This is a genomic window from Candidatus Dorea massiliensis AP6, assembly GCF_964245105.1.
Lineage (GTDB): Bacteria > Bacillota > Clostridia > Lachnospirales > Lachnospiraceae > Laedolimicola > Laedolimicola intestinihominis.
The window spans coordinates 169,177-191,510 of record NZ_CAXTKW010000004.1 but is presented as its reverse complement, the minus strand read 5'-3'; the positions used below and the strand labels follow the sequence as shown (position 1 = coordinate 191,510).

Annotated in this window: 18 protein-coding genes and 1 riboswitch; of the genes, 1 reads left to right on the top strand and 17 read right to left on the bottom strand. The window is 54.5% G+C overall.

Features of this window, described 5'->3' with window-relative positions:
• Positions 1-7 precede the first annotated feature (7 nt).
• The 17 genes from ACESZP_RS05995 to ACESZP_RS05915 form a co-directional block, all read right to left on the bottom strand.
• Positions 8-1,402 (bottom strand): cobyrinic acid a,c-diamide synthase CobB, encoded by a 1,395-nt coding sequence (locus ACESZP_RS05995; protein WP_499708345.1) that lies wholly within the window; start codon positions 1,400-1,402, stop codon positions 8-10.
• Entirely contained in the window at positions 1,403-3,571 is a 2,169-nt protein-coding gene (gene cbiE / locus ACESZP_RS05990) for a precorrin-6y C5,15-methyltransferase (decarboxylating) subunit CbiE (protein ID WP_499708344.1), read from the bottom strand.
• Positions 3,572-3,663: 92 nt separating this feature from the next.
• Positions 3,664-4,734: a cobalt-precorrin 5A hydrolase gene (locus ACESZP_RS05985; protein ID WP_499708342.1), complete on the bottom strand. Its 1,071-nt coding sequence runs from the start codon at positions 4,732-4,734 to the stop codon at positions 3,664-3,666.
• Positions 4,735-4,746: 12 nt separating this feature from the next.
• Positions 4,747-5,922: a cobalt-precorrin-5B (C(1))-methyltransferase CbiD gene (cbiD, locus tag ACESZP_RS05980; protein WP_499708341.1), complete on the bottom strand. Its 1,176-nt coding sequence runs from the start codon at positions 5,920-5,922 to the stop codon at positions 4,747-4,749.
• A gap of 7 nt (positions 5,923-5,929) precedes the next feature.
• Positions 5,930-7,042: a lysozyme inhibitor LprI family protein gene (locus ACESZP_RS05975; protein WP_499708340.1), complete on the bottom strand. Its 1,113-nt coding sequence runs from the start codon at positions 7,040-7,042 to the stop codon at positions 5,930-5,932.
• A gap of 106 nt (positions 7,043-7,148) precedes the next feature.
• Positions 7,149-8,216, bottom strand: coding sequence for a nicotinate-nucleotide--dimethylbenzimidazole phosphoribosyltransferase (gene cobT / locus ACESZP_RS05970; RefSeq protein WP_178039936.1), 1,068 nt, complete (start codon positions 8,214-8,216; stop codon positions 7,149-7,151).
• A gap of 57 nt (positions 8,217-8,273) precedes the next feature.
• Positions 8,274-8,906: a precorrin-8X methylmutase gene (locus tag ACESZP_RS05965; protein WP_178039935.1), complete on the bottom strand. Its 633-nt coding sequence runs from the start codon at positions 8,904-8,906 to the stop codon at positions 8,274-8,276.
• Positions 8,900-10,414, bottom strand: coding sequence for a cobyric acid synthase (locus ACESZP_RS05960; RefSeq protein ID WP_499708338.1), 1,515 nt, complete (start codon positions 10,412-10,414; stop codon positions 8,900-8,902). The genes ACESZP_RS05965 and ACESZP_RS05960 overlap by 7 nt, the downstream gene beginning before the upstream one ends.
• A gap of 45 nt (positions 10,415-10,459) precedes the next feature.
• Positions 10,460-11,602, bottom strand: coding sequence for a threonine-phosphate decarboxylase CobD (cobD, locus tag ACESZP_RS05955; RefSeq protein WP_499708337.1), 1,143 nt, complete (start codon positions 11,600-11,602; stop codon positions 10,460-10,462).
• A complete protein-coding gene (hemC, locus tag ACESZP_RS05950; RefSeq protein WP_499708336.1) occupies positions 11,599-14,013 on the bottom strand; it encodes a hydroxymethylbilane synthase in 2,415 nt (804 codons plus the stop codon). Before hemC ends, cobD begins: the two co-directional genes overlap by 4 nt.
• A 66-nt stretch (positions 14,014-14,079) precedes the next feature.
• Positions 14,080-14,814, bottom strand: a complete 735-nt coding sequence (gene cobJ / locus ACESZP_RS05945; RefSeq protein ID WP_349163306.1) for a precorrin-3B C(17)-methyltransferase — start codon at positions 14,812-14,814, stop codon at positions 14,080-14,082.
• 65 nt (positions 14,815-14,879) lie between these two features.
• Positions 14,880-16,082 (bottom strand): glutamyl-tRNA reductase, encoded by a 1,203-nt coding sequence (gene hemA / locus ACESZP_RS05940; RefSeq protein WP_499708335.1) that lies wholly within the window; start codon positions 16,080-16,082, stop codon positions 14,880-14,882.
• A complete protein-coding gene (cobM, locus tag ACESZP_RS05935) occupies positions 16,082-16,837 on the bottom strand; it encodes a precorrin-4 C(11)-methyltransferase (protein ID WP_499708334.1) in 756 nt (251 codons plus the stop codon). The genes hemA and cobM overlap by 1 nt, the downstream gene beginning before the upstream one ends.
• Positions 16,838-16,841: 4 nt before the next feature.
• Positions 16,842-17,543 (bottom strand): precorrin-2 C(20)-methyltransferase, encoded by a 702-nt coding sequence (gene cobI / locus ACESZP_RS05930; protein WP_499708332.1) that lies wholly within the window; start codon positions 17,541-17,543, stop codon positions 16,842-16,844.
• Positions 17,544-18,344: a tRNA threonylcarbamoyladenosine dehydratase gene (locus tag ACESZP_RS05925; RefSeq protein ID WP_440321560.1), complete on the bottom strand. Its 801-nt coding sequence runs from the start codon at positions 18,342-18,344 to the stop codon at positions 17,544-17,546.
• 130 nt (positions 18,345-18,474) lie between these two features.
• A riboswitch (cobalamin riboswitch) is annotated at positions 18,475-18,602 on the bottom strand.
• A gap of 58 nt (positions 18,603-18,660) precedes the next feature.
• Positions 18,661-19,614 carry a ferredoxin-like domain-containing protein gene (locus tag ACESZP_RS05920; RefSeq protein ID WP_178039927.1) on the bottom strand — a complete coding sequence of 318 codons (954 nt, stop codon included), beginning with the start codon at positions 19,612-19,614 and terminating at the stop codon, positions 18,661-18,663.
• A 13-nt stretch (positions 19,615-19,627) separates the two neighbouring features.
• Positions 19,628-21,259 (bottom strand): FAD-dependent oxidoreductase, encoded by a 1,632-nt coding sequence (locus ACESZP_RS05915; protein WP_499708331.1) that lies wholly within the window; start codon positions 21,257-21,259, stop codon positions 19,628-19,630.
• A gap of 129 nt (positions 21,260-21,388) precedes the next feature.
• Here ACESZP_RS05915 and ACESZP_RS05910 point away from each other — a divergent pair, with 129 nt between their 5' ends.
• The gene (locus tag ACESZP_RS05910; RefSeq protein ID WP_499708330.1) at positions 21,389-22,303 is read left to right on the top strand and encodes a LysR substrate-binding domain-containing protein; all 915 of its coding nucleotides are present in this window, start codon (positions 21,389-21,391) and stop codon (positions 22,301-22,303) included.
• Positions 22,304-22,334: the final 31 nt, after the last annotated feature.

Sequence of the window (22,334 nt, the reverse complement as noted above, 5' to 3'; positions counted from 1 at the left end):
ATCATTTTTATACGCCCTCGGCAACAGGTGCTTCGGGCTGTATGGAATCGTTACTACATTTCTGTAAAAAATTCCAGGCCATGGCCGGATTGGAATAGAAAAAGAGATGGGGGAAGCCCGCATACAGGGTCGGTGTGCCGTGTACGCAGTCCCAGTTCCGCTTCCGTAAGGGCTTCTTCGCGTGGATGGCGTTGCCGCAGTCCTCGCTCTCCCAGTAATGAAATTCATGTCCCCGGGCCTTTTCGCCCTCTGCCAGAATCAACTGATCCTGTTTTGCTTCCATTTCGATATACCCGAAGCGGGACAGTTTATCCGTCCGGTAGGCTTTGGCCCCAATGACGCCTGCCATGGGGTAATCCACGCCATCGGATCCCTCCAGAGTCCGGTGCAGGTAAAGAAAGCCGCCACACTCGGCGATACAGGGGAGGCCTGCTTTCACCGCGTCGTGAATGGCTCCCCGCATGTCTTCATTTTCGCTCAGTGCCTTCGCGTGCAGCTCTGGATAACCGCCGCTCAAGATGAGGCCGTCGATCCCTTCCGGCAGCGCCTCGTCCTTTATGGGGGAAAATGGTACCAGCTCCGCGCCCATATCCTTAAGCATCTGAAAATTATCCCGATAGGTGAAGCAGAAAGCGTCGTCCTCCGCCACGCCGATGCGGACTTTTTTTCCGCCTGAAAGCTTCGGAAGTTCCGGCGTCTCGTAGGTGAAATCCGGCGCTTCATAGGCCAAAGCCAGAAAAGCGTCCAGATCGATGCTTTCCTCCAATACGGCAGCCAGGCGGTTCAGCTTCTCTTTCAGGCTCTCGATTTCACCCGGAAGCACCAGGCCCAGATGACGGCTTTCCAGCACCAGATCCTCCACCTTCGGCACATAGCCCAGCACCTTCACCGGCAGCCAGCGCTCGATTTGCGCCTTCATGTCGGCGTACAGGGACTTCGGCATCTGATTTAAAATGACGCCCTTGATGCGGCTGGGAGTCTGATATTCCAGGAAGCCCTTGATCAGCGGTACCACAGAAATGCTCATACCCCTGCAGTTTATCACCAGCACCACGGGCATATTAAGAGCCGCCGCCACGTCCGAAGAGCTGGCCTCCTCAGAGATGCCGCCAAGTCCATCATAATAACCCATGACGCCCTCGGCCACGGAAATCTCCGCCTCCGCAGCGCTTCGGCCAAACAGGTAACGGGTGGTCGCTTTATCCGTGAAAAAAGTGTCCAGGTTGCCGGATTTCACGCCGATGACCCTGCTATGAAACATGGGGTCGATATAGTCAGGGCCACATTTAAAGGAGGCCACACGGAAACCGCGGTTTACCAGAGCCTGCAGGATGCCGCAGGTAATCAGGGTTTTGCCGCTGCCGCTGGACGGAGCGGCCAGCATAATTCTCGGCAGTCTCATTTACGCTTCCCCCTTTCCGGTTCCGGCGAAGATGTAGACCGGATTCTGCCCCATCATCATCTCGTAGGGCCCCACCTTTTTGGCCTTGGCCGCCTGAATCTGGGTAATATCCACGTCCGTAAAACCAAGCTCCTTGAAGCAGCTGTTGGCCTCCGCCACGGTCTCCAGGGTAATGGCGTTTACTACCACGCGGACGCGGGAATTCCGGTCAAGCAAAAGCTTCAGAATCTCTTTCATGTTGCCCGAGGAACCGCCGATGAAGGCGTGGGTCGGGGCGGGCAGGTCAGTCAGGGCCTCTGGGGCCGTTCCCACATGCACCTCCACATTGGGGGTGCCAAACTTCTTCGCGTTCTCCTCGATGAGGGCTGCCGCCGCGGACTTTTTCTCGATGGCATACACTTCGCCGTCCGCGGCTGCCAGCGCCATCTCGATGGTGACGGAGCCGGTTCCCGCGCCGATGTCCCAGGCAATAGAATCCCGGTTCAGATTCAGCTTGGCCACGGAGAGACTGCGCACCTCGCTCTTCGTCATAGGCGCGTCGCCCCGCTGAAACTCTTCGTCGGGGATGCAGCTTCGAAGTCCACTTGTGTAGGACGGGTTTTCGATGATAGCCACGCAGAGGCTGTCAAAGGCTTTCTCCTTCAGCTCCGCGGGAGTGCCCTCGGTGATACGCTCCTCCGGGTAGTGGAGGCGTTCGCCGATGTAGAGCTTCACGTTTTCGAATCCATATTTTTCCAGTTTTTCACATAAGGATGCTACATTGTCCTTGCCGCCCAGCAGCGTGAAGGTGCGGAAATGGGTGCGTACCGCCGCAATCAGATTCTCCCGGCGCCCATGGATGCTCATGAGCTTCACGTCCTCCCAGGGAATTTGCAGGCGGCTGCAGAAGTAGGTTACGGAAGAGATTCCTGTAATCAGTTCTGTGTGGATACCTCCGCCCTCAAAGGCGGTGATCAGGCGCTTCGCGCCGCTGTAGAAGCCCACGTCGCCGGACAGGGCCACTGCGATAGTGTGATGCTCCGGGTGATCCTGAACGTAAGCCAGCATTTTGGCCGGATCGTAGGCGTCGAACAGGGGCTTGCCGGTGGCCTTGAAAGAATCCAGCATGCGGCCGGAGCCTAAGATACAGTCGGCCTTTTCGAAGGCCGCGCGGGCCTCGCCGGTCAGGTGGTCGGGGGTGCCCATGCCGATGCCGATTAAATATGCAATTCGTTCTTGTTCTTTGTTACAAAAATAAGTGGAATTTAGTTTATTATTTTCCTCTTTCTTTTCACAGTTAGGACTAACTATATTCTTTATATTGTTTTTTTGTTCTAATATATTTTTACTTTCTGATAAAGGAACAATATGGAATCGTTCCGCCAGCAGCTTCACTCCATCCTCAATGGACAGCCCCTCCTGCTCCTGCGGGCGGCCTATCAGCACAACTTTGACTCCAGCCTCTTTGGCGGCGGTCATTTTCTCCTCAAAGCCGCCTGCGCGGCCTGCTTCTTTGGTAACCATCCAGGCTGCGCCGGTGCTGCGGAGCATGGCCAGGTTCAGCTCTTTGGAGAAGGGACCCTGCATACAGATCAGGTGCGGGCCGGTGAAGCCTGCCTCGGTACACTGGATTACGACCTCCGGAGTCGCCAGGACGCGGGCGTAGACGCGGTTCCGGTAGTCAGGCAGAGCAGTAAATTTGGCTAATTCCTTGCTTCCTGTGGTGACGAAGATGGAACCTTCGGTCGTTTTCAAAAAGTTTACTGCGGCCTCCACACTCTCGACTACTACAATTTCTTCCGCAGTCTTACCTGCATTTTTATCTGTGACTGTATTTGTCATCTCTTTACTTACTTCGTTTTTCCTATTTTTTTTCATCAACGAGGGACGAATCAGACGCAGATACTCACACCCGGCCTGTGCGCAGGCCGTCTTAATGTTCGCCGACACAGCCACGGCGTAAGGATGCGTCACATCCAGCACCAGCGGTTTTCCCTCCGCTTCCAAAAGCTGCTCCATCTCCTCCGGCAGCAGCCGTCCCTGGCGTACGCTCAGATGAGGCTGTTTTTCCACCAGCAGTTCTCCATATTCGGTGGCCACGCTGCACAGAGTCTCCACCCCTGCTGCCGCCAGCCATTCACTAATCTGCCTTCCCTCTGTCGTTCCTGCAAATACAATTACCTGTCTCATGTACCTGTTCCTCTTACCTTATCCATACCTGGAACCGTTTCTTCTTCACAGTTCCATCCAATATTCCTTTCAAACCGACTCCTCCGACGGAATTATCCGAAGTTTACCGTGTACTCCTCCAGCGCAATAGCCACCGTCACGCCGTCCCCGGCCGTCTTTGGCTGAAAAAGCTTCTTTCTGCCTGCGGCCAGCAGGGCGCTGCGCTCGCACACATTTCCTACGCCGGTAATCTGCCGCACGAAGGCGGATTCGGAAAAGCCACCCTCACATTCCACAGCTTCAAGCTCCTTTGCCGTATAGGTCTGAAACGGCAGCTTCCAGGCAGCACAGAAAGCCAGAAGCCCCGGCTCTTCTTTTTTTAAATCGATGGAAGCCACCCTGGCAATGGCCTGTTTCGAAAGCTGATTCTGCAAGAGCACCTGTTCCACCAGCGCTTCGATGCGCTCCACAGGCGTACCCCTTTTACAGCCGATGCCCAGCACCGCAATGCGCGGAACCAGATGCAGAGTCCGGGGAAACGGATCATAGGTCTCATCCACGGAGATACTGATGCCAAGCCCATCCTTTTTCTGGATGGACAGCTCCGGTGGAATCTGCCCAACCACTTCAAAATCGCTGTAGAGACCGATGGTCCGCTGCTCCAGAATATCCGCCGCCACCTCCTTGGCCAGAGACAGACTGTCCAGATGCATGTTTTCCCGGCGTGCGAAATCATCCACAGAGAATCGCCCTCCCGCGTCTGTAGCGGTTGTGATGACCGACACGGCTCCCACCAGGGCCGCTATCTCCCTGGTCAGCGCATTGGCTCCGCCCAGGTGCCCGGACAACAGAGAAATGACGAAATGCCCCTGCTCGTCCATGACCAGGACCGCCGGATCGGAAGCCTTGCTGGCTACGAAGGGAGCGATTGCACGCACCGCGATTCCGGCGGCCCCGATGAACAGCAGGCTGTCGCATTCCCGGAACATGTTCCCGGTCCATTCCTTCAGGGAACCCTCCAGCATCGGAATGCCCCATTCAGCTGCATCCCTGCCTTTGCAGAGGCATACACAGATGTTACCTTTTTGTTCATACGCGTCTCGTATCCGTTTTGCAAACATACACCCTGCTCTGGTAAATGCAATGATTGCAAGCTTCATGCTGTCATGTCCTTTCCTGTCCAAATCTATTCTATCTTACTCTGCCAGTTTTTCTGTTCCTTCAGACTCTGTCTGCTCGATTTCCGCTTTCACACAGGCTATCAGCCGCCGCACATCTGTGGACTCGCCCAGCACGCCCTGCTCCAGGGAAAAGGTCAGGATGCCCCGCTCCAGGCTCTTGCCGCTGCGGTGATCCACATAGAATTCCATCCGCTCCATGAGCCGTTTCATCACCGGTTCCAGAAGCCCTTTTTCCTTTAGAATCTCCAGCGCCTCGTCCGTGGTAATGCAGTCCATCAGCCTGGCCGCCGTCTCCTGATCCGCGCCCAGCACCGCCGCGTGGGCCGTCAGGATATCCATCCGGGCGTCGGCGTTGCGGGAGTGGGTGTTCATAATTCCTGCGGCCAGCTTCACCAGCTTCCCGATATGTCCCACCAGCAGAATTCCCTTCGCGCCGAATTCCACAGCCGCGTCGATGGCTTCTCCCAGGAAATTACTGTATTTGACGGAACGCTTCAGCACCTCCGGCTCATAATCCTCCAGAAAATCCAGGCCGTAATTACCCGGCACCAGCACCAGATAGCTCCGCCCTCCGGACAGCTGCATTTTGATGTCCACCCGGATGGTCTGAATCAGGGCCTCCTCGCTCATGGGTTCCACGATGCCGCTGGTTCCCAGAACGGAGATACCGCCCACTATACCAAGGCGGGGGTTAAACGTCTTCTGCGCCAGCTCCGCGCCGCCCGGAATGGAAATGATCACCGAAAGGCCGCCGGTATATCCGGCCGCCCTGCACACGTCCTCCACGCCCTCGCGAATCATCTGACGGGGTACCTTATTGATGGCTGCGTCGCCCACGGCCTGTTCGAGACCTGTCCGGGTCACCCGGCCCACGCCCTCGCCGCCGTCCAGCGTGACGCCCGGCTGCGCTGTCCGACTGACTGTGGCATAGATCAGCAGGCCGTCGGTCACATCCGGGTCGTCGCCTGCGTCCTTTCGGATGGCGCAGGAGGCGCTGGTGGCTGAGAATTTCGGTTCCAGCACCTCCAGATGGAGACCGATGCCCTTTGGCGTCATCAGCTCTACCTCCGGCAGGATCTGGCCGTGCAGCAGCATCCAGGCCGCCGCCTTGGAGGCCGCCGCGGCGCAGGAGCCGGTGGTGTAGCCCATCCGCATTTTTTTATTATTTTTATAGACGTATTGATCCAGCATCGATATTTTACTCCATCGTCACAGTTTCCCGGCCTGCTGCCTCCAGCAGGATATTCAGAAGAACATAGGTCCGCTCCCTGGTCCACTTGGCCGCCTCTGTATTTTCCAGCAGGGGCTGCAGGCTTCCGCCCTCAGCCTCTTTTCCGGCCTCCTGTACCGCTGCTTCCTTATCCTTGATCCAGGCCCGCTGTTCCTCCAGAAGCTTCGCCATGGCATCCTCACCGAGAACTCCCTTGTCCTTCAAATGATACCAGATCTGGTTCAGTGCTGCATCCCAGTCCTCATAAAGCTCCTGACTCTTCTCATTCATATCCCCCTGGCTTAAAGAGGAATCGTTCTGAAGGGAATCCTCCAGCTCTTTCGCCGCTTTTTCTGTATTTTCCACATAGGTTTTCGCCCAGTCCACAAAGTCATAGCCGGAAAATCCCTCTGCGCCCTCCACATTGTAAAGGCCGTAGCAGGGAAGACCGTTCTCTTCGGCCTCAAGACGATCATAATTGCTGCACGCCCACTGTAAAAACTCCTCCGGCAGCTGGTCAACCGGAGCCCCGGGCAGATAGATATCCACCTCGTCCGCACCGTCCAGACCGTAAGCCTCCGTATAAGAATAGAGAATCTGATCGAGGATCTCTTCCTTTCCGATTTCGTAGGTATAATTGATTTTATCCAGCTTCATGGACCAGGTATAATCATTGACCTTCTTTAAATCCGTAAAGGTTCCGGTGAAGGTATTGCCGTACTGGGTTCCGTTCGGGTAACCGTCTCCGGTACTGCCCATATCCATATCCCAGTATTCCCCGGAAAAGCTGCCGTCCGGCCGGATATTCAGCTGGGTTGCCCAGGCTCCCGCGCCGCTGGAGAAGGTGAAATCTACATACTGAAGATCCGCGAAGCTGAACTCTGCCGAAGCACTGCTGTCAGAGTTCTTAGATGCGGCTTTGTCTGCATCGTCCGGCGTATCTGCCGTATTTTCTGCCGCGTCTGTGTCTGTCGTCGTATCCGTCTGCCCTGTTCCATTTTCCACATCGTTCTTTTTCCCGCAGCCGCTCAGAGAAAGCACCATAACCACCATCAGCAGCACCACAGCCGCTGTCAGAAGCCTTGCACACTTATTTTTCATACCCGCACCTCCATGTAAATACTTTCAAGTATTTATTGTATCAGCTTTATTCTATCAAATATCCTGCCAGTTTTCCCATTAAGAAACTCTTAATTTTCCACACTTTTTATTTCTGATGCGTATATTCTTCCACGTTTCCCTCTGCAAAGCTGGGAAGTCCGTTATACAGCGCCAGTGCGTACTGATACAGGCTGTAAGCCGTCACGGCTCCGGTGCCCTCGCCCAGGTGCATGCCCGCCTGAATGGGCGCCGTCATGCCAAGGGCGTCCAGCATCATCCGGCCCGCAGGCTCCGAGGAACAATGGGTCGGCACCATATAGGCCTTACTCTCCGGCGCAAGCTGCGCCGCACAGTATGCGGAAACAGAGGAAATAAAGCCGTCGATCAGCACCGGCACACGCAGCATCGCTCCGCCCAGATAGCAGCCAATCATGCCTGCAATATCCAGACTGCCCACCTTGGAAAGTACATCCAGGATATCATTTTTATCCGGCTGATTGACCTCGATAGCACGACGGATCACTTCGATTTTATGCTCCAGTCCGGCGCTGGAAAGTCCCGCACCCCGACCGGTTACCTCTGCTACATCCTTGTCCAGCAGCACCGCCGCCATGGCTGAACTGGGGGTCGTGTTGCCGATTCCCATTTCACCTGTGATAATCATGCGACACCCCGCCTCGTACAGGTCTTTTACCACCTGAATTCCCGTTTCAATGGCTTTCACGGCTTCCTCCCGGGTCATGGCCGGTTCCTTTGCCATATTGGCGGTGCCGTAGCGGACTACCCGGTTCCAGATCCGGGGATGTTTTCCGTCCACGAACATGCCGATATTTACCGGGATCACCTCAATGCCCATCTGCTTGGACATAATGCAGACAGAGGATTTGCGGTCGCCCATATTTTCCAGCACCTGGGCCGTAACCTCGCTTCCGGTCTGGCTGACGCCCTCTTCCACCACGCCGTTGTCCGCGCCCATGATGGCCACCACCGGCTTCAGATCCGCAATTTCACCAAGCTTTGCGGTTCCGTAGATGCCCGCCAGCTGCACTGCCATTTCTTCCAGGCGTCCCATGCCCCGTAAGGGCTTGCAGAGGGAATCCCAGTGGGTCCAGGCTGCGGTCACCGCATCCTCATTTAACGGTCTTATTTGTTGCGTGTACTGATCCAATTCCATAATTTCACACTTTCGTTTCTTCTATATTCTCTGTTTCTTATTCTCTACCCAAAAACTCTATCTGCCGCCCTGATATAACATGGCATTGCAGATGGTCGCCGCAATATTGCTGCCGCCTTTTCGTCCTCTCGGCACGATATAGGGAATGCCTGCAGTCATAATCAGCTCTTTGGCTTCCACCACATTTACAAAGCCCACCGGCGCGCCGATGATAAGCTCCGGCCTGATTTTTCCCTCCTGAATCAGCTCATAGAGGCGAATCAGGGCTGTGGGCGCGTTTCCTACCGCAATAATCAGGGGCTTGCCAAGCTCGGCCGCTTTCTCCATGCAAATGGACGCGCGGGTGCATTCCCGTTCTTTGGCCGCCGCAGCCACGTCCGGATCGCTCATAAAGCAGTAGACTTCGCCGCCACATTCCTTCATACGTTTTTTATTGATACCGGAGGCCGCCATCTGGGTATCGGTGACGATGGACGCGCCCTTATTCAAAGCGCCCACGCCAATCTGCGCCGCATTTTCGGAAAAGCACAGATTGTCCGCATAGTCAAAATCCGCGGAGGTATGGATACAGCGCTTCACAATGGAAAACTCCGGCTCCGGCCAGGTGCGGCCTCCCAGTTCTTCCGTGATAATCGCCATACTGCGCTTCTCGATATCCATGGGCTTTACAATTTCGATTTCATTTAACATGAGATTCCTTCCTCCAATATCTCGTAAATCTTCTTCATATCCAGAGAGCTGCGGACCAGATCCGCCAGCTTGTCGTACTCCTGCTTCTTATGGGCCCGGGCGTCAAAATGCCAGTTTTTCGGATCGAGACCCTTCTTCACCATCAGCCGGCTCACCAGCATAGCCGCCAGATCGCCGTAGTCGAAGATCCCGTGCAGGTACGTGCCATACACGGTTCCCTCCGGATTTGCCAGACCGTCCACACGACCGTCCGCCAGATAAATGGTCTCCCGGCAGCCGCCCAGGGCTTCCGTGCGTCCCATGTGAATCTCATAGCCCTGCACTTCTTTTCCGGCAAATTCCAAAAGCTGCGCCTCGTTTTTGATACGGCCCTGAATCTGGGTCCGGGTCTTCGCCCGGGAAAATACGGTCTTTGTGTGTAAGAGGCCCATGCCCCGCATAGTTCCGCCGTGCTCCACATTGTCCGGATCCTCCAGCGCGTCGCCCAGCATCTGATAGCCGCCGCAGATGCCCACAACCGGAATACCATCCCCGGAGCAGCGAAGCACCGCCGTCTCCATGCCGGACTCCCGCATCCAAACCAAATCGTCCATGGTGTTCTTCGTTCCCGGCAGGAAAATGAGATCCGGTTTCCCAAGCTCGCTCACATCCCGCACGTAGCGCAGCGACACGCCGTCCATGCCCTCAAATACATTGAAGTCTGTGAAATTGGAAATATGTGGAAGTTTTATGACTGCCAGATCGATGCCGCCCTTTTTCTCCTTATGATTCAGACGCTCGGACAGGCTGTCCTCGTCGTCGATATCCAGAGGCTTCAAGGGCACCACGCCCACCACCGGAATCCCGGTGCGTTCCTCAATCATAGAGAGACCGGGACGCAGAATTTCCACGTCGCCGCGGAATTTGTTAATAATCAGCCCCTTGATCATCTGCTGCTCGTCCTCGTCCAGCAGCTTCACCGTACCATAAAGAGACGCAAACACGCCGCCCCGGTCAATGTCGCCTGCCAGCAGGACGGGAGCCTTGGCGATCTTCGCCATACCCATATTTACAATGTCATTCTCCTTCAGATTGATTTCCGCCGGACTGCCCGCACCCTCGATCACGATAATATCGTACTCGTCGGACAGCTTATCAAAGGCCTTCTGAATCTCCGGAATCAGCTTCCGCTTGTTGGCATAATAATCCATAGCCTTCATATTGCCCAGAACCTCGCCGTTCACAATGACCTGGCTGCCCACGTTGCTGGTGGGCTTTAAGAGAATCGGGTTCATTTCCACGGTCGGCTCAATATCCGCGGCCTCCGCCTGCATGGCCTGGGCCCGGCCAATCTCCAGGCCGTCCTTTGTGATGTAGGAATTCAGGGCCATGTTCTGGGATTTGAAGGGAGCCACCTTATAGCCGTCCTGCTTAAATACCCGGCAGAGTCCGGCCACCAGGAAGCTTTTGCCCGCGTTGGACATGGTTCCCTGTACCATGATTACTTTTGCTTTTTTCTTTTCGCTCATGTTATCACCAAACTTATTCCGTTTCTTGATCGTAAATTTTATGAATCAGGTTCCTTTTTGCAAAACTTTCTCCAGAGCTTCAAGCAGCCTTTCATTCTCTCTGTGTCCCCGCACCGCCGTCCGGTAAAAATCCGCGCCCAGCCCGTGATAGTTGGCGCAGCGCCGGATCAGAATTCCTTCCGCCTGCATTCGATCCGCCAGCTTCTCATCGCCTGCCGCCTGAAAACACAGGTAATTGGCATGACCGTCGCACACACACAGCCCCAGTTCTTCCAGTTTTTTCTTTAAAAACGCCCGCTCCCGATCCACCAGATCGATCGTCTGTTCCCGAAAGCCTTCCGTCCTCAGAGCCGCGATTCCGGCGGCCTGGGCCGGTTCCGATACGGACCAGGGCTGGCCCGCCAGACGCATCCGATTCAGCAGATCCGCATCCGCCGACAGCACATAGCCCAGCCGCAGACCAGGGATAGCGTACATTTTTGTAAAGGATTTTAAAATGATCAGATTCGGATATTCCGCAAGCCAGCCCGCCGCTGAATAGCCCTCCTCATTTTTAATAAAGTCCAGAAAACACTCATCCAGACACACCCGCACGTCCAGGGCTTTCGCCTTATCCAGCAGCTTTTTTACGACACTGCGCGGCGTCAGGATACCAGTGGGATTGTTCGGATTGCAGAGGAATACCATATCATGCTCCGCGGATAAGCTATCCACATAAGCTTCTGTGATTTCCAGAGTTTTCCCCAGCGGAAAGAAATCTATCCCCGTCCCGGCCTGGTTCAGGGCTTCCTCATACTCCGCAAAGGCCGGGGCGGTTACCAGCGCCCGCTTTGGCCGGGTGGCGTATACCAGTCGGTATATAAGGTCTGCACCACCATTGCCGCAGAGAATGTAGTCTTCCGGCTGGCCGAGCTTTTCGGACAGCGCTGCCTTAAGGCCCCGGCAAAAGGGATCCGGATAGTTCAGGGATCTGTCCAGGCTTTCGATGATAGCCTCACGGACGCCGGGCGGCATGCCTAAGGGATTGATATTGGCGGAAAAATCCAGAAATTCCGCTTCGTTTCGTCCACTTTTTTCCGCTGCGCCGCGGATATCGCCGCCGTGCAGATAAACGAATTGCTTCGGCTCATTTCCCCTATGCAGTTTTCCTTCCACTATCGAAGCCACACCGCTCTGTATCTGAATCAATTCGCTTTCCCTTTCAAATTATCTTTTCTGAGCACATCCCGTATCCCCTCCGCTGTGTAAACCACTGCGCTTGCATACACCGGAATGCCCGCCTGCACTGCCGCTTTTTCTGTCACCGGACCGATGCAGACAGCCTTTGCCGTCATGTCCCCCGGGTTCTCTGCCATAGCCGCAAAGGCCTTGACCGCCGATGCGCTGGCGAAGGTAATATAATCCATTTCCGGCAGGATACGGTTCAGTTCTTCGGCCTTGCGTCCGTCCCGGGCAGTGTGATAGAGGGCTGTGTCCGTATAAGGAACGCCTGCCGCCTCCAACGTCTCTGTAAGCTCTGAAGAAGCCTCCTCCGCGCGTAAAAGCAGCACTTTATCCGCCGCTGTCAGCCCCGGAATCCACTCCGCGGCCAGATCCCTGCTGGAATACCGGCCGGGCACAAAGTCCGCATAAATACCTGCCGCCTCCAGGGCTGCCTTCGTGCCTGCACCAATGACCGCAAATTTAAGACCTGCGAGACTTCGAATATCCATCCGACGCTCTTTCAGCTCATCCAGGAAGAACTGCACGCCGTTGCTGCTGGTCAGCACCACCCAGCTGTAATTCTTTATCTCTGTAAATGCCTGCTCCGTCGCCGGAGTGCTCAGCTTCTTCGTGTAAATCAGACTGAATGGAATCGCCTCCGCGCCGTCTGCCGCAAGAACCTCCCGCTGCTTTTCACACATGGGCTTCGTACCGGTCAGCAGTACCCGTTTTCCAAAAAGGGGCTTGCCGCCCAGCCAGGAAAGCTGTCTCTGCAAGGTCACCACATCGCCCACCACCGTAATGGCCGGGGTCTGAATACCCGCTGTCTTCGCCGTCTCCGCGATGGATTCCAACACGCCTGTTACCACCTGCTGTCTGGCCGTCGTTCCCGCCTGCACTACAGCCGCCGGTGTCTTCGGATCCTTTCCATGGGTAATCAGTTCTTCCGTGATATGGGGCAGATTTTTCAGGCCCATCAAAAATACCAGCGTACCTTCCTCTTTCGCCAGGGTCGCGTAATCCAGCGCCAGACCGGTCTTGTCCGCGCTCTCATGTCCCGTAATCACATGGAAGGAGGACGCAAAGTCCCGGTGCGTCACCGGAATGCCCGCGTAAGCCGGAGCCGCGTAGGAAGAAGACACGCCCGGAATGATCTCAAACTCCACGCCAGCCTTTAAAAGCTCCTGAGCTTCCTCGCCACCGCGGCCAAAGATAAAGGGATCGCCGCCCTTGACCCGGGCCACATTTTTGCCCTCCAGGGCCTTTTCCACCAGAAGAGCATTGGTCTCCCACTGGCGTAAATGATGCTTGTCTGCGCGCTTGCCCGCGTAGATAAGCTCCGCGTCCTCTCTTGCCTCATTTAAAATGGCGCCGCTTGCCAGATTATCATAGACCAGAACGTCCGCGTGACGAATGCACCAGAGGGCTTTCTGTGTCAGCAGTCCCATATCGCCGGGGCCTGCGCCCAAAAGCCAGACCTTGCCCCGCTTCACTTCGCCTGCCAGGTTTTCGCCTAACATGCGCGCTTTGGAAAGCTTCTCTTCCTGGCTGCCTGCTTCAGTCAAATCCACGATAGCCTCGGCTTTCCGAAGCTCGGTTGTTCCCTCCGGTGCGTACAATACCTTCATTTTCAGGGATTGCGCTGCCGGGACGCACAGTCCCGCCGCCGGGGCATTACAGCTTCCGCCGATAGCCGCCAGGAAGCTGCGCTCCGCCTCAAGCTCCAGCGCCGCCTCCTCAAAGTGAATGGACTTTAATACTTCCGTAAAGCGTCCCTTTTTCGCCTCAACGGCCAGAATGCCCTGCCCGGCCGCCGGAAGAAAGCTGTCCGTGTCCAGATATTCCAACCGGATCCCTTCTTCTTTGTCCAGCCCCAGCCGTTCCAGACCTGCCGCCGCCAGAAGAATCGCGTCATACTGACCCTCTTTCAGCTTCCGAATCCGGGTCTGCACATTGCCGCGCAGCATCCGGATCCGTACCGTGGGATTCAGCTCTTTGATCTGCAATTCCCGCCGGAGAGAGCTGGTTCCCACGATACTGCCCGGCGCCAGCTCCCGCGCTTTCACGCCTGTGGTGGTCACCAGCACGTCATGGACGTCAGCACGCTCCAGCACCGCACCAATGTAAAGCCCTTCCGGGAATTCCATGGGCATATCCTTGGCGCTGTGGACGGCCAGATCTACCTCTTCCTTTAGCAGAGCCTCCTCCAGTTCCCGGGTAAAAACGCCCTTGCCTCCAAAAGAGGTCAACGATTTATCCAGAATCTCGTCGCCCTTCGTAGACATTTCCACGATTTCTATCTCCGCCTCCGGGAAAGCCGCTTCAATGCGCCGCCGCACCAGATCGGTCTGTACCAGAGCCAGTTTGCTTTTTCTTGTACCGATTCGAATCTTCATAATTTACTCCTGTATTTCCATGAGCGCTGACCTCGATTTCACTTCGTTCTATCTCGGTTGCGGGCCTTACTTTAACGCGTAGCCTCTGGGGGTGATCATTCTACCACTGCTTACATAGGTCTGCGAGTTTCCAATGATGACTACGCTGAACATATCAATCTCCGCGTTTTTAAGCTCCGCTAAGGTTGTAATCTGCTTGCTCTCCTCTTTGCGTCCCGCGTGACGCACGATACCCACAGGAGTTTCCGGCTGCCGGTAGCGCATCAGGATTTCCGCTGCCTGCTCCACATAGCCGGTACGCTTTTTGCTCTTGGGATTATACAGGCAGACGATCAGGTCGCCCTGACCGGCGCAGTCCACCCGCTTCATAATCAGATCCAGCGGCGTCATCAGATCGCTTAAGCTGATCACTGCGAAATCATGCATCAGCGGCGCACCCAGCACAGAAGCCGCCGCGCTGGCTGCCGTCACACCCGGTACGGTCTCGATCTCGATATCCGCATTCATTTCCTCTGCCACCTGGTAAATGATACCTGCCATGCCGTAGATGCCGCTGTCTCCGGAGCTGACCATGGCCACGGTCTGATCCTTCATTGCTTCCTCCACTGCCATCCGGCAGCGCTTCACTTCCTGCATCATGGGAGTCGCCAGATAATTCTTATCCGGGAAGAACTCCTTTAACATCTCCACATAGGTGGTATAACCGGTAATAATATCCGCATTGTTGATAACGTCGATACATTTGGCGGTCATATGCTCATAACCGCCGGGGCCGAAGCCCACCACGTATAATTTTCCCATTGTATTCTCCATTTTCTATCTGAAACTCTGTCGGGCTCCTTTTCCGGAATCCCGCTGATATCTGCTTATTTCTCCGGCTCCCGCAGATTCTCCACAAATGCCTCCAGCTCCTCCGGGCTCGCATTCTCCCGGATTCGGTAAAACAGCTTGTCAATGGCCTTGCCGAAGCCCTTTTTCTCCGCTTCCTCTTCCATCCAGTGCTTGACCTCCTGCATCCGGGGTACCGCCTGCTGGAAAATCATCCAGCGCATGAAATCCTCTTCAAACTCTTCCAGAATCTCACCCGCCTGACAGACTGCTTCCTTCTTGGCCCGGTTGTTAGTCTCTGCTAACTCTTCAAGGTCGTCCATATTATAAAAGAAGGTGTGGGGGAACTCGGCGATGGTCTCCTCGATGTCCACCGGAACCGCCAGATCCACGAAAACACGGGGCTTATCCGTCGTCATGTGCTCCTTCACCTTCGTGCCGGTCAGCGTATAATGGGGGCTGGCCGTAGCGCTGATAATCACATCCATGGCGTTGATGTAATCGTAGCGCTCCTTATAATCAATCAGGGTATTGGATTCGCTCTTGATATGGGCGTCGTGGGTCATTGTTACATTGCGGATGGTGCTGTAGATATTTAAGCCCTTCAGGCTGTACAGATTCTTCAGTACGATACCGCCGATCTGACCGGTACCGCCGATAACCATAACATTTTTACCCGCCAGGCTTCCGCCAAAGGCTTCTTCCGCTGCCTTGACCGCCAGGGTCGCCGTAGATACCGAGGTCTTTGACAAATCCGTATCCGTCTTAATCTTCTTGGAACAGGTCACGGCATAGCGGAACAGGGTATTCAGGTATTTGCCGCTGTTGCCCGCCTCCTGTGCCAGCGCATGCGCATGCTTTACCTGGCCGAGAATCTGATCCTCGCCCACCACCATGGAATCCAGTCCCGCTGTCACGGAAAACAGGTGATTGACCGCTTTTCTGTCCTGATAGAAGCGCAGATAATCGGATACGTCCTCTTTCACGGCTGCCGCTCCGGATTCCCGGAGAATCAGCTCCTGCAGCCTGGTAAATACGTTTTTCTTCTTATCCTGTTTTTTATCAAAATAGGTATAAATCTCTGTCCGGTTGCAGGTAGCGATAATGACGCTCTCTGCCGCGCCGCCCTCGTCTATGAGGATTTTCTCAAGCTCCGCCTGCTTCTCTTTGGTAAAGGCGAAAAGCTCCCGAACCTCCAGCGGCGCCGTCTTATGGCTGATGCTGATAAGCCGGATGCTCATTACGCTTCGACTCCCTTCCGGAACTCATGGGTAAAGGTCTTGTCATAAAGCCTGGACAGCTCATAATCATCTCCCAGGAAATCTCCTACTACAGTCAGCGCAGTCTTGGTGATGCCTGCTGCCTTTACCTTCTCTGCAATGTCCATCAGGGTTCCCCGCACAATCTTCTGCTCCGGCCAGCTTGCCTTGTATACAACTGCCACAGGTGTATCCGGACGATACTCCTTCCGAAGGGTTGCGGACAGCTCGTCCATCATACCGATGCTCAGGAAAATGATCATGGTGGCGTGATGTCTGGCCAGATCCTGAAGCTTTTCCCCCTCCGGCATGGGCGTTCTGCCCTCCATGCGGGTCAGGATCACCGTCTGGCTCACACCCGGCAGCGTGTATTCCTTCTTCAGGGCTGCCGCAGTCGCCAGGAAAGAGCTGACCCCCGGAATGACCTCATACTCGATACCCATGCGATCGAGAGCGTCCATCTGCTCCCGGTGCGCGCCGAAGATAGCCGGGTCGCCGGTATGTACACGGACCACCTTCAGGCCCTTGGCTTCGCCGTCCTTCATGACAGCCAGAACCTCTTCCAGGGTCATGGTGGCGCTGTTATAGATCTGCGCGCCCTCCTTGGCGTCCGCCAGCACCTTGGGGTTTACCAGAGAACCTGCGTAAATGATAATATCCGCGCTGTCGATCAGTTTCTTTCCCTTAATTGTCAGAAGCTCCGGATCTCCCGGGCCTGCTCCGATAAATGATACCATTGTTTTACCTCTTCTCTCTCTTGATGATGACGGTTGTAAAGTAACTGTATGTTCTCTCCGGATCCAGGGATCCGATATATTCGTCCTTCATACCCACGCAGCTGATGACCGTAGCGCAGCCTTCCGCGCGGTCATACTTTTTCATCAGCTCCAGGATGCGGCCAATGCTGCCTCCTGCCTTCATGATGACCACGTTGTCATAGTGGGCGATGGCCTCCTCCACCTGCTGCTCCGCACGGACGGAGGGCACGATCACCAGGGACTCATTTCCCTCCATCAGCGGTAACCGGGCCGCAGCCGCTCCGCTGCAGAAGGATGGGATACCCGGGATAATCTCCGTTTCAAAGCCATGCTCTGCCACATACTGGTTCACATACATGTAAGTGCTGTATACCGAGACGTCGCCCAGGGTAATCATAGCGATATTCTTTCCCCGGGAAAGCTCTGCGGTCAGCTGCTCGCAGGCCGCTGCTCTGCACTTCTTCCGCTCCTCCTTATCCTTTGCCATCCGGAAAATGACTTCCAGGAGGTGCTTATGCTCCAGTTCCACCACCGGGCGGATGATTTCCAGCGCCGTACTCTCTTCTCCGGCTTCTTTTACCGGAACGGCGATGATATCCGCTTCATCGAGAATCCGTTTTGCTTTCAGCGTCAACAGCTCCGGATCACCCGGACCCACGCCGATGCCGTATAATTTACCCTTCATCTATTTATTCTCCTCCTGCTCCTGGGCTGCCCGGGCGCGGTTCATGGCGTCCTCGGTCAGATCCTTTACGATTTCACTTGCGATCAGAAGTCCCGCTACGGACGGTACAAATGCGGTCGAACCCGGAATGTCACGGCGTTCAGTACATTTATGCTTGGCTCCCGGCGGGCAGATACAGTTGGTTCTGCAGCTGATGGACATGTCCTCGATGGGACGCACCGCCTTCTCCTTGGAGTAGACCACCTTCAGCTTTTTGATGCCGCGTTTTTTCAATTCGCGCCGCATGACTCTCGCCAGCGGACATACGCTGGTCTTATAGATATCCGCCACCTCGAACAGGAAGGGATTCAGCTTATTGCCCGCTCCCATGCTGCTGATCAGGGGCACGCCTGCCTTCTCACATTCCTCCACCAGAGAAATCTTCGCGGTGACTGTATCGATGGCGTCCACCACATAGGTGTACCGGCTGAAATCAAATTCATCCTTATTTTCCGGCAGGAAGAAACAGAGATGTGTATTGACCTCCGCCTTCGGATTGATCTCCAGGATACGCTCCTTCATGACCTCGGCCTTGTACTTACCCACCGTCTTCCGGGTGGCAATAATCTGGCGGTTCAGGTTCGTCAGGCACACCTTATCGTCGTCGATGAGATCAAAGGCTCCCACGCCGCTTCTCGCCAGGGCCTCCACCACATAGCCGCCCACGCCGCCGATACCGAAGACTGCCACCCTGGAATGCTCCAGAATCTCCATGGCTTCTTTTCCCAGTAAAAGTTCTGTTCTTGAAAACTGATTTAACATAATTTTCTCCTCATACGCTTGCAAAACAAAAAGAGATCTGTATTTTATGACAGATCTCTCCTTATGATCAGCAGCGGATTTCATCCCATCCGCCGCCAACTATATCCGGAACCGCTTTCCACGGAAGCCTGTCCATTTCCCGCAAAGAGCAGGTAGCCTGGCTTGCAGACACGCTGCTTACAGTGACCGGATCGCTCAGGTCTTCCACCTGATTCCCCTGCTTTATGCATCATGCATACTCTCTGCGTTATACCTTAGTCAGTGTAGCATACAGACGGGCTTTCGTCAACAAAATATACCCTATAGGGTTTCCCTTTTAACAGGTTGCTCCTCCTGTCAGATGAAGCTGCGCATCCAGAATCTCCTGCTTTCTCTCCAGAATTTCATCAGACAGAAGCTGCTGCTCCACGTTATCGAAGCCGAGACGTTCGATGGTCGCAGCGAAACGTTCGCCGGTAATGCCCTGCTCCCGATACAGGAGAATCGCCTTTTCAATCACGTTTAAGGCTTCTTCCTTACTAGTGAACACCTTACGCAGCGCTTTTCCGTGATTGATTTTTTTGCCCCAGCGGCCGCCGATGTAAATCTTAAATCCGTACTGACCGTCTTCGATGGCGTCGAAACGGCATTGACCCACACAGCGGCCGCAGTTGTTACAGATTTCTTTGTTAATCTCCAGAACGCCGTCCTTCACCTTTGCCGCGCCGATGGGACAGGCTGCCTCTACGCTGCACTTCTTACATCCGTTGCAGCTATCCTCGTCAAATTCGGGGATTCTCTGACCAATGATTCCCAAATCATTTAAATCCGGTTTTACACAATTGTTGGGGCAGCCGCCTACCGCAATCTTAAATTTGTGCGGCAGCTTTACCGTGTGATACCCCTCATAAAAACGGTGATGGATTTCCTCGGAAATGGCGAAGGAATCCAAAAGTCCATACTGGCAGGTGGTTCCCTTACAGGCTACAACCGGGCGTACCACAGAACCGGTTCCACCTGTAATTAGTCCTTCTCTGGCAATATATTCCTTGAATTCTTCGATTTTGTCGTAGGGAACGCCCTGTACCTCCACCGTCAGACGGGTGGTAAAGGTTATCACTCCGTTTCCGAATTTTTCCGCCGCTTCCGCAATGCATCTCTGCTGCGCAGCCGTTATCTTTCCATTGACGGTAATGATTCTTGCCGAGAAATTATCGGTTCCCTTATTGCTCAGAAATCCCATTGCCTTTACGCGCTTTTCATCTTCCTTGCTGATTGTTAATGTAGCCATTGTGTGCCTCCTTTTATTCTTCCTCTGTTAATTCTGTATGGAAGGTCATGCCACCCTCCAGTACCTTTGTATCCGTATATCCGTAAGCCTTCAGACGGTTCTGCACCAGATAAGCCCGTTTTCCCTTGGAACATACCAAAAGCAGCTTTTCGTTCCTGCCAAGCCCGTCTGCCGGACCGTCCAGGCTGTTCAGGTCCACATAGGGATACCCGTGCAGCGACGGTGTAATACCCGCATCCACGATCCGATAATTTTCTCCTTCTTCCGCATACTCTGCGGCCGTCATGCTGTCCAGCTCCCCGTTCAGCTTATTCAGCAGAATATTCACTGCATGCTGCAGCGGATGAATCGCAGTGGAGAAGGGCGGCGCGTACGCAAAATCCATGTACTGCAGATCCTCCAGGGTCGCTTTCATGGAAATCGCAGTCACCGCTATATCCGTCAGCTTATCCACCGCTCCCGTTCCCACAGTCTGCATACCAAGCAGCCTGTGGCTTTCCCGATCTGCAATCAGCTTTATGACAAATAAAGCTGCGCCCGGATAGTAATGTGCCTTATCGTCCACCACACAAATCACACTCTCTGCGTCATAGCCTGCTTCCCGCGCCGCCTGCTCCAGTAATCCGGTTCTTCCCATGCAGAAGCCGGCCAGCTTCGCCACGCCGGTTCCCAGCACGCCCGGATACTGCACTGTTTTCCCGGCAAGGTGCTGCGCCGCCGCGCGGCCCGCTATATTCGCTGTGGAACCCATGGGCGACCACTGGGGCTTTCCGGTAATCCGGTTCGTTACCATAGCGCAGTCGCCGACCGCGTAGATATCCGGATCATTTGTCTGCAGCGCCTGATTTGTCAACAGAGCTCCTTTGAACATTTCCAGACCGGCGTCCTGCAAAAATTCCGTATTAGGACGGATTCCCATAGCCAGGATGCAGGCATCCGCCTTCATGGCACGGCGGGAGGTTTTTACCTTTTCTACCTTCTCCTCCCCGAGAATTTCTTCCAGGCCCATTCCGGTAAAACACATGATGCCCGCGTCCGCCAGCTTATTTTCCACATAATCCGCAATCTCCGGATCCAGGAAGCCCGGCAGAATATGGGGCGCGAAATCAATGACGGATACCTTCACATCCTTCGCCGCCAGATTTTCCGCGATTTCCAGTCCGATAAATCCACCGCCCACGATCACTGCCCGACGGATCTCTCCGGCTTCCACAGCCTGCCGAAGCATATCTGCGTCCTCCGGCGTTCTCATATAAAATACATTTTTCAGCTGCGTGCCCGGGCAATCCGGCTCAAAGGGACGCGCGCCTGTGGCAATCACCAGCTTATCATACGCATAGGTTTCGACTGCTCCCGTATCCAGATTCACAGCCTCCACGGTTTTCCCTTTTCGGTCTACTTTTGTCACCTCAGTCCGGATTTCCACCGGCACTCCGGTTACTTTTTCATAAGATTCCGGCGTATGCACCAGCAAATCCTTTTTTTCCCGGATCACGCCGCTCACATAATACGGAAGACCGCAGCCCGCATAGGAAATATCCTTTCCCTTTGTCAGGATCCGGATGTCCGCATTTCGATCTTCCCGCTTCAGCTTGGCTGCAGCCTTGGTTCCGGCTGCTACACCGCCCACTACAATGACCTTCATTTTTCTTCCCCTTTTCTGATACATTTTCGTTACTCTTACTATAGCACTTGCTTATCAATTTGAAAAATGATATTATTTTATTAAATCAATAGGTTTTATCTATATATCTGACAGAAAAGGGGATTTTACATGACCATTCGCCATCTTTCGATTTTTACCGCTGTCGCCGAATACGGCACCATGTGTGCAGCTGCAGAGCATCTGTATCTGACCCAGCCCACCGTCAGCCAGGCCATCCGGGAACTGGAAAAACATTACCATTGTCTGTTGTTTGAACGGCTCGGGAAAAAGCTTTACCTGACAGAACAGGGAAAGCTTCTGCTGTCCCAGGCTCCGGAGCTGATTTCCCGGTTTTCAGAGCTGGAGCAGTTGATGATGAATCAGGGGCAGACCGCTACGCTGAAGCTTGGCAGCACCCTCACCGTCGGTACCTGTCTGACTCCCTCCGTGATTCTAGAGTTGGAAAGGAAGCTGCCGGGTCTGGAAGTATATTCCTTTGTAAGCAATACTGCCGAAATTGAACAAAAGCTTTTGAGATCCCAGCTGGACGCCGCGATTGTAGAGGGTGAAATTCAGTCTCCCGATCTGATTGTGCTCCCTCTTATCGACGACTGTCTTGTTCTGACAGCAGGGATTCATCATCCTTTTTATGAAATGGAGACACTTCACTCTTCGGATTTAAACGGACAGGCTTTTGCCATGCGTGAACAGGGCAGCGGCACACGACGGCTTTTTGAACAGTACGTGGCAGAGCAGGGGCTCTCCATCCGTATCACCTGGGAAGCCAACTGCCCCCGCACGATCCTGAACGCCGTTTTATACAACAAGGTTCTGTCTGTCATGTCTCTGCGTCTGATGTACCATGAAATCCGTCATCAGCGTCTCCGCATTTTTTCTCCTGAAAATCAGGAATGGAACCGGACCTTTAAACTGGTTTATCACAAAAATAAATTCCTGACCCCGGCTATCTACGAACTGGAAAAGCTGCTGCGGCAGTATCCGCGCATAGAGCTTCCGAAAGAAACAGGGCGTCTGAAGCAGTAATGCCTCAGACGCCCTGTTCCAGGTTTTCAAT

What these genes read in the sequence shown, in the direction of transcription:
- ACESZP_RS05925 (WP_440321560.1), bottom strand. Translation starts at nt 18,344, where the DNA reads ATGTTAAATCAGTTTTCAAGAACAGAACTTTTACTGGGAAAAGAAGCC.
- cobM (WP_499708334.1), bottom strand. Translation starts at nt 16,837, where the DNA reads ATGGTATCATTTATCGGAGCAGGCCCGGGAGATCCGGAGCTTCTGACA.
- cobI (WP_499708332.1), bottom strand. Translation starts at nt 17,543, where the DNA reads ATGAAGGGTAAATTATACGGCATCGGCGTGGGTCCGGGTGATCCGGAG.
- ACESZP_RS05910 (WP_499708330.1), top strand. Translation starts at nt 21,389, where the DNA reads ATGACCATTCGCCATCTTTCGATTTTTACCGCTGTCGCCGAATACGGC.
- ACESZP_RS05965 (WP_178039935.1), bottom strand. Translation starts at nt 8,906, where the DNA reads ATGTTAAATGAAATCGAAATTGTAAAGCCCATGGATATCGAGAAGCGC.
- cobT (WP_178039936.1), bottom strand. Translation starts at nt 8,216, where the DNA reads ATGGAATTGGATCAGTACACGCAACAAATAAGACCGTTAAATGAGGAT.
- ACESZP_RS05920 (WP_178039927.1), bottom strand. Translation starts at nt 19,614, where the DNA reads ATGGCTACATTAACAATCAGCAAGGAAGATGAAAAGCGCGTAAAGGCA.
- hemA (WP_499708335.1), bottom strand. Translation starts at nt 16,082, where the DNA reads ATGAGCATCCGGCTTATCAGCATCAGCCATAAGACGGCGCCGCTGGAG.
- ACESZP_RS05975 (WP_499708340.1), bottom strand. Translation starts at nt 7,042, where the DNA reads ATGAAAAATAAGTGTGCAAGGCTTCTGACAGCGGCTGTGGTGCTGCTG.
- ACESZP_RS05915 (WP_499708331.1), bottom strand. Translation starts at nt 21,259, where the DNA reads ATGAAGGTCATTGTAGTGGGCGGTGTAGCAGCCGGAACCAAGGCTGCA.
- hemC (WP_499708336.1), bottom strand. Translation starts at nt 14,013, where the DNA reads ATGAAGATTCGAATCGGTACAAGAAAAAGCAAACTGGCTCTGGTACAG.
- ACESZP_RS05995 (WP_499708345.1), bottom strand. Translation starts at nt 1,402, where the DNA reads ATGAGACTGCCGAGAATTATGCTGGCCGCTCCGTCCAGCGGCAGCGGC.
- cobJ (WP_349163306.1), bottom strand. Translation starts at nt 14,814, where the DNA reads ATGGGAAAATTATACGTGGTGGGCTTCGGCCCCGGCGGTTATGAGCAT.
- cbiD (WP_499708341.1), bottom strand. Translation starts at nt 5,922, where the DNA reads ATGCTGGATCAATACGTCTATAAAAATAATAAAAAAATGCGGATGGGC.
- ACESZP_RS05960 (WP_499708338.1), bottom strand. Translation starts at nt 10,414, where the DNA reads ATGAGCGAAAAGAAAAAAGCAAAAGTAATCATGGTACAGGGAACCATG.
- cbiE (WP_499708344.1), bottom strand. Translation starts at nt 3,571, where the DNA reads ATGAGACAGGTAATTGTATTTGCAGGAACGACAGAGGGAAGGCAGATT.